This is a genomic window from Arthrobacter sp. NPDC056727, from assembly GCF_042790555.1.
Lineage (GTDB): Bacteria > Actinomycetota > Actinomycetes > Actinomycetales > Micrococcaceae > Arthrobacter.
In genome coordinates this window covers 1-9,875 of record NZ_JBHTZA010000021.1, presented here as the reverse complement: position 1 = coordinate 9,875, position 9,875 = coordinate 1, and the positions used below count along the sequence as shown (strand labels likewise).

Here is a 9,875-nt window from a genome sequence, read left to right as displayed (position 1 = left end):
CGTCTAAAAAACCCCCCGGCCTCCACTCCACCCGACTAAAACCCCCAACCCCCCTGAATACATCTGCGTTTTGTTTTTTTTAAACCCGACCAAAGGTGAGGACGCGTCTGGAATTAAGCGACCAAAGGTGAGGACGGGTCTGGGGTCAGACGCCGAGCTGTTCCCGGAGCGCCTGGACGTGTCCCTGGGCCTTGACCTGGTACTGGGCCAGCGTGACCTTGCCTTCGGGATCGAGGACCACGGTGGAGCGGACGATGCCCTCGTGCACCTCGCCGTCGATGAGCTTCTCACCCCACGCGCCGTAGGCCAGGGCCACGGCGTGGTCCTCGTCGGCCAGCAGCGGGAAGGTGAGATCGAAGTCGCCCGTGAAGTTGGCCAGCTTCTCCGGCGCGTCGGGGGAGATGCCCAGCACCGCGTAGCCCGACCCCTGGAAGGAGGCCAGGTTGTCGCGGAAGTCGCAGGCCTCGGTGGTGCAGCCAGGGGTGGCGGCCTCCGGGTAGAAGTACACGATGACGTTCTTGCCGCGGTAGTCGGCCAGCGCGGTCTGCTTGCCTTCTGCGTCCCGCAGGGTGAAGTCCGGCGCCTGGGTTCCGGGCTGGAGCTTGGTGGTCAGTTTGGGGCTCATGGCATTCCTTCTGATGGATCTGGTCGAGCGAAAAATCTGGTCAAGCACAATGACTGATCGGGCTGACATAGATAACAGCAGCACTAGATACTGTATTCCGCAGGTCCGCGAACGGTTGCAGCGGGTCCGCAGATGAAGCGGTAGCCGCCGCCGCGGACGGTGGCGATCGCGTGCCTGCCGCCGTGCAGCTTCCGCCGCACCCGGCCCACGTAGACGTCGATGGAACGGGTCGCGGCGCCGGGGCTGTCGAACGACTCCAGGAACAGCCGCAGTTCCTCCCGGTCAACGGTCCGCGAGCAGTGCTCCACGAGGTAGCGCAGCAGCTTGAATTCGACGCCGGTCAGCGGCACCCGCGCGCCGTCCAGCAGGACTTCGGACCGGGCAAGGTCCACGGCCACCCGGCTGACGTGCCCGGCCGACGGCGGGAGGTGGGTTGCGCCGCCGTCGTCCGTTTCCCGGGAGCCCAGGTCCGCCGGTTCCTGTTGCGAGGGGTCCGGTTGCGGGCAATCGGCCAGGGAGGACGACGGCGGCACGGACGTTCCGCCGTCGGGCGCACCGTTCGCCGCCCCCTCCCCAGGGGGCGTGCCCGGGCGGGTCCCGGCGGCGGAAGTTGCAGCTCCGGCAGCAGGCCAGTGGACTTCCGCCTCCGGAGCAAATTGAAGGGCCCGCGCCAGCACGAGCTCGGCGGCCCGGGCCAGGACCTCAGGATCAATGTCCTGGCCCTCGGGCGGAGCTACCCAGACGGCCAGGCCGTGGGCCTTGGCAGAACCGTGGGCCAGGCCCTGGGCCTTGGCGCCCCAGGGGGCCGAACTGCCGCGCGGTGAATGGGCATGCACAGCCACCGCGCGGCCCTCAGATGCCGCCGCGGCGGATCAGCTTGCCGCCGGGCGTCTGGCCGTCCACCACGTTGCCGCGCAGGTACGTGCGGCGGACCACGCCGGAGAGTGCCTTGCCGTCGTACGGGGTGATGGGGTTCTTGTGCTTGAGCTTGGACACGTCCACCACGAAGGCCTCGTCCTGGGCGAAGACGGAGAAGTCGGCGTCGTAGCCCAGGGCCAGCTGGCCCTTGTTGGAGAGCCGGGCCAAGGACGCGGGCTTCTCGGCCATCCAGGACACCACCTGCTCCAGCGGGATGCCGCGGTGCCGGGCCTCGCTCCAGATCAGGGACAGGCCCAGCTGCAGCGAGGAGACCCCGCCCCAGGCGACGGCGAAGTCGCCGTTTTCCAGGTCCTTGAGGTCGAGGGTCGAAGGGGAATGGTCGGAGACGATGCAGTCGATGGTGCCGTCCTGCAGGCCCTGCCAGAGGAGCTCGCGGTTGGAGGCCTCGCGGATGGGCGGGCAGCACTTGTAGGCGGTGGCGCCGTCGGGGATTTCCTCGGCCATCAGCGTGAGGTAGTGCGGGCAGGTCTCAACGGTGAGGTGCACGCCGTCGCGCTTTGCCGAGGCGATCATCGGCAGCGCGTCGGAGGAAGACAGGTGCAGGATGTGGGCGCGGGCGCCGGTCCAGCGGGCTCGCTCGATCACCTCGGCGATGGCCTTGTTCTCGGCGCCGCGGGGGCGGGAGGCCAGGAAGGTGGAGTAGTGGGCGCCGCCGGGGTGGGGCGCGTGGTCGATGGCGTGCGAGTCCTCGGCGTGGACGATCATGAGCGAGTCGAAGGACTTCAGCTCGCGCATGTCCTCCTCCATCTCGTCCGCCTCCAGGTGCGGGAACTCGTCCACGCCGGAGTGCAGCAGGAAGCACTTGAAGCCGAAGACGCCCTCATCGTGCAGCGGGCGCAGGTCGGCCTTGTTCCCGGGGATCGCGCCGCCCCAGAACCCGACGTCCACGAACGCCTGGTCCTCCGCCACTTCGCGCTTGAGCTTGAGGCCTTCCACGTTGGTGGTGGGCGGAATGGAGTTCAGCGGCATGTCGATGATGGTGGTCACACCGCCGGCCGCCGCGGCGCGGGTAGCGGAGGCGAAGCCTTCCCACTCGGTGCGGCCGGGCTCGTTGACGTGGACGTGGGTGTCCACCAGGCCGGGGATCAGGGTTTCGTCGTCGGCCAGTTCAACAACCTCGGCGCCCTGGAGGCCGTTGCCGAGTGGCTCGAGGGCGACGATCTTGCCGCCGCGCACGCCCACTTCACGGGCGGCGATTCCGGCGGTGGTGAGGATGCGCCGGCCCCGGATGACCAGGTCAAAGCGTTCTTCAGACATTCAGGGGCTCCTTCGTGTTAGCGCTGTCGGTCAGGTGCACGCCAATGTGCTGACCCAATTCCTCAAGCAGGCGTCCTGCTTGAGCTATACATATCTCTACATTGCTCTCCAGCGCCGTCAGGGGATAGACCTGCCGGAAGCCGGAGTTCTGCTGCTGTTCCGGCGAAAGCGTGGTGCGGCCGCAGACGGCGAGCACCGGCACGCCCGCTTCGGCGGCTGCGCGGGCAACGCCCATGGGCGTCTTGCCCAGCAGGCTCTGCTCGTCCAGGCTGCCTTCGCCGGTGATCACCAGGTCTGCGCCCGCCAGCCGCTCGGCCAGCCGGGTGAATTCAAGCACGACGTCGATGCCCGGCCGGCGTGATGCCGCCAGTGCCGCGATGGCGGCGTAGCCGACGCCGCCTGCCGCTCCGGCGCCCGGTGCGCTGGCGGCCTTGACGGCCCGGGGGCCGATCTCCGCGGCGAGGATCTGGACGAAGTTGGCGAGGGCGGCGTCCAGCTCGCCGACGTCGGCGGCGGTGGCACCCTTCTGCGGCCCGAAGATGGCGGCCGCGCCGTCCGTTCCGAGCAGCGGGTTGTCGACGTCGCTCGCAAGAATGAAGCGGGATTCCTCCAGCCGCACATCAAAGCCGGAGAAGTCGATGCTTGCCAGGTCCGCGAGGGCCGCGCCGCCGAGGGGCAGTTCGTTGCCGTCGGCGTCGAGCAGCTTAGCGCCAAGACCCTGCAGCACGCCTGCGCCGCCGTCGGTGTTGGCGCTGCCGCCGACACCCAGGATGATCAGCCGGCAGCCGGCATCAAGCGCCGCGCGGATCAGTTCGCCGGTGCCCAGGCTGCTGGCAGTCCGGGCAGAAGCGGAACCCGGCCGGCCGCCGTCGTACCCGGGGAGCACCGCCAGACCCGACGCCGCGGCCATTTCGATCACGGCCTCCCGGCCGCGGACCGCGAACTCGGCTGTCAGCGGCTGTCCTGTGGGGCCGCTGACCACGGCGCGGCGGCGGGTGAAGCCGGAGCCGACGGCGGCGTCGAGGGTTCCCTCGCCGCCGTCGGCCACGGGAATCCGCAGTACCTCAAGGCTGGCCTGTGCCTCATGGCTGCCGGGGCCCGCTGTGGCGGAGCCGTTCCGGAGCCCGGTTTCAAGGTGCCGGGCGACGTCCGGGGCGGAGAGTGAGCCCTTGAACTTGTCCGGCGCGATCACGATGCGCATTGCTTGCCTATCTTCGGTACTTTGGATGCTGCCTGGTAGGGAGACCTGCGGGCTGTTAGTCCTGCAGGGCCAGGATGGCGGTGGGGGCGTCGGCGGCGGTGGCGGCCAGTTCCTCGAACTCGTTTACGGCGTTGATCTCCAAGCCCATGGAGATGTTGGTGACCTTTTCCAGGATCACTTCAACCACCACGGGAACCTGGAACTCGCCCATCAGTGCCTTGGCCTTGTCGAACGCGGCCGGCATGTCCTCCGGGCTGGTCACGCGGATCGCCTTGCAGCCCAGGCCCTCAACCACCTTGATGTGGTCCACGCCGTAGCCCTCGGTCTCCGGGGAGTTGATGTTGTCGAAGCCCAGGGACACGTGGTAGTCCATGTTGAACCCGCGCTGGGACTGGCGGATCAGGCCCAGGTAGGAGTTGTTCACCACCACGTGGATGTACGGCAGGTTGAACTGCGCGCCCACGGCCAGTTCCTCGATCATGAACTGGAAGTCGTAGTCGCCGGACAGCGCCACCACGTTCTGGCCCGGCTTGCCGCGAACGACGCCCAGGGCGGCCGGGGCGGTCCAGCCCAGCGGGCCCGCCTGGCCGGCGTTGATCCACTTGCGGGCACCGAACACGTGCAGCATCTGCGCGCCGGCGATCTGGGACAGGCCGATGGTGGACACGTAGGTGGTGTCCTTGCCGAACGCCTTGTTCATCTCCTCGTACACGCGCTGCGGCTTGATCGGCACGTTGTCGAAGTGGGTCTTGCGGTGCAGGGTGGCCTTGCGCTCGGTGCACTCCGCAACCCACGCGGCGTAGTCCGGCAGGGTTCCGGCGGCCTGGCGCTCGCGGGCGATTTCCAGCAGGCCGTCCAGGGCGGCGCCGGCGTCGGAGGCGATGCCGAAGTCCGGGGAGAACACGCGGCCGATCTGGGTGGGCTCGATGTCGATGTGCACGAACTTGCGGCCGGCCGTGTAGGTGTCCAGGCCGCCGGTGTGGCGGTTGGCCCAGCGGTTGCCGATGCCGATCACGAAGTCGCTGCGCAGGAAGTTCTCGTTGCCGTAGCGGTGGCTGGTTTGCAGGCCCACCATGCCGGCCATGAGCTCGTGGTCGTCCGGGATGGCGCCCCAGCCCATCAGGGTGGGGATCACGGGAACGTTCAGCAGTTCAGCCAGTTCCACCAGCTGCGCGGAGGAGCCGGCGTTGATGATGCCGCCGCCGGCCACGATCAGCGGGCGCTCGCCTGCCGTCAGCATGTCCAGGGCCTTCTCCAGCTGCTTGCGGGAGGCCCTGGGCTTCTCGACGGGCAGCGGCTCGTAGGTGTCGATGTCGAACTCGATCTCGGCCATCTGCACGTCGATCGGCAGATCCAGCAGCACCGGGCCGGGGCGGCCGGAGCGCATCAGCTGGAAGGCCTTCTGGAAGGCGCCGGGTACCTGGCCGGGCTCCAGGATGGTCATGGCCATCTTGGTGACGGGCTTGGCGATGGATTCGATGTCCACGGCCTGGAAGTCTTCCTTGTGCAGCTTGGCAACCGGAGCCTGGCCGGTGATGCAGAGCATGGGGATGGAGTCGGCCCAGGCGGCGTACAGCCCGGTGATCATGTCCGTGCCGGCCGGGCCGGAGGTGCCGATGCAGATGCCGATGTTGCCGTCCGCCGCACGTGAGTAGCCGTCGGCCATGTGGCTGGCGCCTTCAACGTGGCGGGCCAGGGTGTGGCGGATGCCGCCGTGGGCTTTCATGGCGGAGTAGAACGGGTTGATCGCCGCGCCCGGCAGGCCGAACGCCTCGGTGGCGCCCTCCTTTTCCAGGATGGCGATGGCAGCGTCTACGGTGCGCATCTTGGTCATGGTGTGCTCCTAAAAAGTCTGTTTTTGGGTGTGCTGAAGGAAGGCCCGGCGTTTGCAGGGCACTTAAGGGGGTGCCGCCGTCGTACATCCCGACGGCGGGCGGTGAGTTTGGTGGGAGAGTTTTTGTACAGATAATGGCCGCTAATGAGCCATTAGGGCCGATTATCTGTACCAAAACTCCAAGGGAAGGGGGTTACTTCCGGCCGCTGAGCTGGAGGACCTGCTTGAAGAGGCCCGAGTGGTCCAGGCCGCCGTCGCCCTGGTTGACAGTGGCGGCGACGAGCTGGGCGACGACGGCGCCGAGCGGGATGGAGACGTTGGCTTCGCGGGCGGCGGAGGTGACGATGCCCAGGTCCTTGTGGTGCAGGGCGAGGCGGAAGCCGGGGTCGAAGTTGCGGTCCAGCATCTTCTGGCCCTTCTGGTCCAGGACCTTGGAGCCGGCCAGGCCGCCGCCGAGGACCTTGAGGGCCGCGTCGGTGTCCACGCCGTAGGCCTCAAGGAAGGCGATGGCCTCGCCGAGGACCTCGATGTTGACGGCGACGATCAGCTGGTTCGCAGCCTTGACGGTCTGGCCGGAGCCGGAGGGGCCGACGTGGACGATGGTCTTGCCGACGGCGTTCAGGACTTCCTGCGCTGCCTCGAAGTCTGCTGCGTCGCCGCCGACCATGATGGACAGGACGGCGTCGATGGCGCCCTGTTCGCCGCCGGAGACCGGGGCGTCGAGCGGGCGGATGCCGGCTGCCTTGGCGTCTGCCGCGAGGCGGGCCGCGACGTCGGGGCGGATGCTGGAGGCGTCGATCCAGAGGGCGCCCTGCTTGGCGTTGGCGAAGACACCCTCGGGGCCGCTGACGACGCCCTCGACGTCGGGGGAGTCAGGGACCATGGTGATGACGACGTCGGCTTCCTTGACGGCGTCAGCGATGCTGGAGGCGCCCTTGCCGCCTTCGGAGACGAGCTTGTCGATCTTGTCCTGGCTGCGGTTGAATCCGGTGACGGCGTGGCCGGCCTTGACGAGGTTGATGGCCATGGGCAGGCCCATGATTCCGAGTCCGATGACTGCAACGTTGCTCATGATGGTTCTCTTTTCTGAAGTCTTTGGGTGGTGGCTAGTTGGCGGCGTGTTCGCGGATCGCCCAGCTGAAGGCGGTTTCCTGCGGTTCCTTGTATTCGAGGCCGATGTAGCCCTCGTAGCCGAGTTCGCGGCTGCGGGCGATCCACTCGCCGAGGGGAAGCCCGCCGGTTCCGGGAGCCCCGCGGCCGGGGTTGTCGGCAATCTGGATGTGGCCGAAGTCCTTGGCGTGGTTTTCGATGACCGCGGCGACGTCGTCCCCGTTGACGGCCAGGTGGTAGAAGTCGGCGAGCAGTTTGATGTTCTGGGCGCCGGATTCCGCCTTGACCCGGGCGATCACGTCGAGTGCGTCCTGGGCCTTCAGGAGCGGGTAGCGCGGGGCTCCGCTGACCGGCTCGAGGAGGACGGTGCCGCCGATCCGGGCCACGCCTTCCGCGGCTGCGGCCAGGTTACTGGCTGCGAGCTCGTCCTGCTGCTCCGGGCTGGACTCCTCCTGGCGGTTGCCGTAGAGGGCGTTGAAAGCTTTGCAGCCGAGGCGCTCACCGATGCCGGCGACGACGTCGATGTTGTCCTTGAACTCGCCCTCACGGCCGACCCAGGAAACCAGGCCGCGGTCGCCGCCGGGCATGTTGCCGGCGTTGAAGTTCAGGCCGGAGAGCTGGACGCCGGCGTCGGTGATGGCGCGCTCGAAAGCCGTGGTCTCGGCGTCGGAAGGGACCGAGCTCTCAAAGGGCCACCAGAACTCGACGGCGTCAAAACCGGCCGCCTTCGCGGCTGCGGGGCGCTCTAGCAGGGGCAGCTCCGTCAGGAGGATGGAGCAGTTCACTGTGTACGTCATCGTAGGTCCTTCCGGGGAGGGGCTTTGATCCATCTTCCCTGCTTCTCGGCTCTTCTACCGTTTCCGCTTTGTGGAATTTAGATTCTGCTTTATGAAAAGTGTAGGGAAGGGGTGGCGGGGGAGTCAAGGGGGAGTGGCTAGGGTGAAGGGACGAAGCCGATCACGTAACCCGCGAGGAGTGCCAGTGGCAGCAGAATTCCGCATGACCGACGACGACCGGGTTGGGCCGGATGCGAGCCTGGCCGAGGACCTCTTGGAGTTGCGACTGCTCACCGTGGATGACCGAGGGCTGGGCGCCGTTGATTGGGTTGAGGCGGAGGATCCGCTTGATCGATAGCGGATGACGCGGCCCGGATGCCGTTCTGAGGCTGCAAACAGGAAGGCCGGCACTCATAGTGCCGGCCTCCCTGTTTTGCTGTGTTCTTGTTTTGCAGCCTTAGTGCTGCTCTGCCTCCACGAGCACGCCGTCGATCCGGGACAGCACTCCGGGCCAGCCGTCGCCCATGCCCTCGAAGGCCTGCTGGCCCATCGGGGTGTCGAGCTTGAAGCCGGCGTGCTCCAGGTGCAGAACCGTGCCGTCCTCAACCGTCTCGAGGGTCCAGGTGATGGTGGTGTCCAGGCCACCTTCGGCGAACAGGAATTTGATGGACGTGCCGGGCTCGACGCTGAGGACCTCGCACTGCTGCGTTCCCCAGGCGCCCATGTCCAGCGTGAAGCGGTGCCCGACGGTGGGGGCAATGTCGCCCGGAGCCCACCAGCGTGCGAGCAGGTCCGGCGTGGTGAGCGCCTTCCAGACGGCCTCCGGCGGGTGCGGGAAGTGGCGCGTGAGGCGGATCGTGTTGTCGGTCATGATGGGTTCTCCTCTTTCGGTAGGGTGCCGTTTGGTTGGCTGCTATCCAGTAGGTCGCCCAGCGCGTCGAGGCGCCGGTTCCAGTAGTGCTCGTAGTGCTTCAGCCACCCGCCCACCTCGGCCAGGCCAGCGGCCTGAAGGTGGTACACCCGGTGCCGCCCCTGCCGCTCTTCGCGGACGAGCCCGGCTTCGCGGAGCACGGCAAGGTGTTCCGACGCCGCGGACCGGCTCTGCGCGAGCAGCCCCGTGAGGTCGCCCGCTGTCCGCGGTCCGTTGCGGAGCTCGTCGAGGATGGTGCGCCGCGAGGGGTTCGCGAGGGCGCCGAAAATATCCGGAAGCACGCCAGCAGGATATGTCGGAAATTTCCGAAATGAAAGCTGGCCAAGTCCGACGACGACAGTTTGCCGGGTATACAACTTTTACCTCTGTTTCACGGGGCTCCGGGCTCGTAAAATGAAGGTGGGGCCGACGGCAAGAGCCCCGGTGAGCGATCCTTACGAAGCCCGGGGTGCCTTCCCAACCGCCGCCGGCCCTTATGAATGCCGGCAGGTTCCGATCCGGTCACGCTCCGGCATCAACTCTTCCCGCAAGATCACGGCCATGTGACCATGGGGCATGAGCGACGAACTTATGGCGGCGGCACCCTCCGGCGGTGGCGCTCCCCGCAATCGAACAGCCGGACTGATCCGTTCCGAAGGCTCCGAGGCAACACGGCAGATGCGCGAGCGGGCCAAACGGCGCCGGGAAGCAGAAGCAAAGCTGCAGCTGCACCTGATGGAAACCCGCAACAAGCCGGCCGGAACGCCCGACCCCGCCCTCTGACAACGCCCTCGGACAGGGGCCACCAAACTGGGCGAACGCCTACGCCCGCTGTGTCACGGGCGCCTCGGCAGTAACTGAAACCTGCCCCTGGGGAATTCCCGCCGGGATCCGGTTGGGTGCGCCGAGGGCGCGGTAGTCCCAGCCGGCGGCGCGGTAGGCGTCGGCGTCGAGGGCGTGGCGGCCGTCGACGATGTTTCGGAGCTGGACGAGGTTGCCGAGGGTGGTGGGGTTGGCGTGGCGGAATTCGTCCCATTCTGTGAGGAGGGCGACGATTTCGGCTCCGGTGACTGCGGCTTCCAAGGACGCGGCGTAGCTGAGGTCGGGGTAGGTGCGGCGGGCGTTGTCCATGGCTTTGGGGTCGTAGACGGTGACGGTTGCTCCGGCTTGGTGGAGCATGCGGGCGACGTCGAGGGCGGGGGCGTCGCGGATGTCGTCGGAGT

General features: G+C 67.6%; 11 protein-coding genes and 1 pseudogene. 2 read left to right on the top strand and 10 right to left on the bottom strand.

Features of this window, described 5'->3' with window-relative positions; translation table 11 throughout:
- Positions 1-145: 145 nt before the first annotated feature.
- From bcp to ACFRAH_RS18435, 7 genes and pseudogenes are all read right to left on the bottom strand, one after another.
- Positions 146-625 (bottom strand): thioredoxin-dependent thiol peroxidase, encoded by a 480-nt coding sequence (gene bcp, locus ACFRAH_RS18465; RefSeq protein ID WP_377992358.1) that lies wholly within the window; start codon positions 623-625, stop codon positions 146-148.
- Between the two features lie 83 nt (positions 626-708).
- Positions 709-1,467, bottom strand: a complete 759-nt coding sequence (locus ACFRAH_RS18460) for a winged helix-turn-helix domain-containing protein (protein WP_377992357.1) — start codon at positions 1,465-1,467, stop codon at positions 709-711.
- A gap of 10 nt (positions 1,468-1,477) precedes the next feature.
- Positions 1,478-2,821, bottom strand: a complete 1,344-nt coding sequence (allB, locus tag ACFRAH_RS18455) for an allantoinase AllB (RefSeq protein WP_377992356.1) — start codon at positions 2,819-2,821, stop codon at positions 1,478-1,480.
- A complete protein-coding gene (locus ACFRAH_RS18450; RefSeq protein ID WP_377992355.1) occupies positions 2,814-4,022 on the bottom strand; it encodes a glycerate kinase in 1,209 nt (402 codons plus the stop codon). Before ACFRAH_RS18450 ends, allB begins: the two co-directional genes overlap by 8 nt.
- A gap of 55 nt (positions 4,023-4,077) precedes the next feature.
- Entirely contained in the window at positions 4,078-5,856 is a 1,779-nt protein-coding gene (gcl, locus tag ACFRAH_RS18445) for a glyoxylate carboligase (protein WP_377992354.1), read from the bottom strand.
- 193 nt (positions 5,857-6,049) lie between these two features.
- Positions 6,050-6,952 (bottom strand): annotated as a pseudogene (locus tag ACFRAH_RS18440) (2-hydroxy-3-oxopropionate reductase); the annotation flags it as partial.
- Between the two features lie 10 nt (positions 6,953-6,962).
- Positions 6,963-7,763: a hydroxypyruvate isomerase family protein gene (locus ACFRAH_RS18435; RefSeq protein WP_377992353.1), complete on the bottom strand. Its 801-nt coding sequence runs from the start codon at positions 7,761-7,763 to the stop codon at positions 6,963-6,965.
- Positions 7,764-7,947: 184 nt separating this feature from the next.
- On the opposite strand from ACFRAH_RS18435, the gene ACFRAH_RS18430 reads away from it, so the two are divergent.
- Complete coding sequence (locus ACFRAH_RS18430; RefSeq protein ID WP_377992352.1) at positions 7,948-8,100, top strand: hypothetical protein; 153 nt, start codon at positions 7,948-7,950, stop codon at positions 8,098-8,100.
- A gap of 99 nt (positions 8,101-8,199) precedes the next feature.
- Here the strand turns inward: ACFRAH_RS18430 and ACFRAH_RS18425 are convergent, their stop codons facing one another.
- Together ACFRAH_RS18425 and ACFRAH_RS18420 are read right to left on the bottom strand one after the other, a co-directional pair.
- The gene (locus ACFRAH_RS18425; protein ID WP_377992351.1) at positions 8,200-8,613 is read right to left on the bottom strand and encodes an SRPBCC domain-containing protein; all 414 of its coding nucleotides are present in this window, start codon (positions 8,611-8,613) and stop codon (positions 8,200-8,202) included.
- The gene (locus ACFRAH_RS18420) at positions 8,610-8,954 is read right to left on the bottom strand and encodes an ArsR/SmtB family transcription factor (protein ID WP_377992350.1); all 345 of its coding nucleotides are present in this window, start codon (positions 8,952-8,954) and stop codon (positions 8,610-8,612) included. The genes ACFRAH_RS18425 and ACFRAH_RS18420 overlap by 4 nt, the downstream gene beginning before the upstream one ends.
- A gap of 274 nt (positions 8,955-9,228) precedes the next feature.
- On the opposite strand from ACFRAH_RS18420, the gene ACFRAH_RS18415 reads away from it, so the two are divergent.
- Complete coding sequence (locus ACFRAH_RS18415; RefSeq protein WP_377992349.1) at positions 9,229-9,435, top strand: hypothetical protein; 207 nt, start codon at positions 9,229-9,231, stop codon at positions 9,433-9,435.
- A gap of 39 nt (positions 9,436-9,474) precedes the next feature.
- Here ACFRAH_RS18415 and ACFRAH_RS18410 read toward each other — a convergent pair.
- Positions 9,475-9,875 (bottom strand): UDP binding domain-containing protein (locus tag ACFRAH_RS18410; protein WP_377992348.1); only part of this gene is annotated, 401 nt, incomplete at its 5' end.

Coding starts and splice junctions, on each gene's coding strand:
- bcp (WP_377992358.1), bottom strand. CDS start 625: ATGAGCCCCAAACTGACCACCAAGCTCCAGCCCGGAACCCAGGCGCCG.
- allB (WP_377992356.1), bottom strand. CDS start 2,821: ATGTCTGAAGAACGCTTTGACCTGGTCATCCGGGGCCGGCGCATCCTC.
- ACFRAH_RS18450 (WP_377992355.1), bottom strand. CDS start 4,022: ATGCGCATCGTGATCGCGCCGGACAAGTTCAAGGGCTCACTCTCCGCC.
- gcl (WP_377992354.1), bottom strand. CDS start 5,856: ATGACCAAGATGCGCACCGTAGACGCTGCCATCGCCATCCTGGAAAAG.
- ACFRAH_RS18435 (WP_377992353.1), bottom strand. CDS start 7,763: ATGACGTACACAGTGAACTGCTCCATCCTCCTGACGGAGCTGCCCCTG.
- ACFRAH_RS18425 (WP_377992351.1), bottom strand. CDS start 8,613: ATGACCGACAACACGATCCGCCTCACGCGCCACTTCCCGCACCCGCCG.
- ACFRAH_RS18415 (WP_377992349.1), top strand. CDS start 9,229: ATGAGCGACGAACTTATGGCGGCGGCACCCTCCGGCGGTGGCGCTCCC.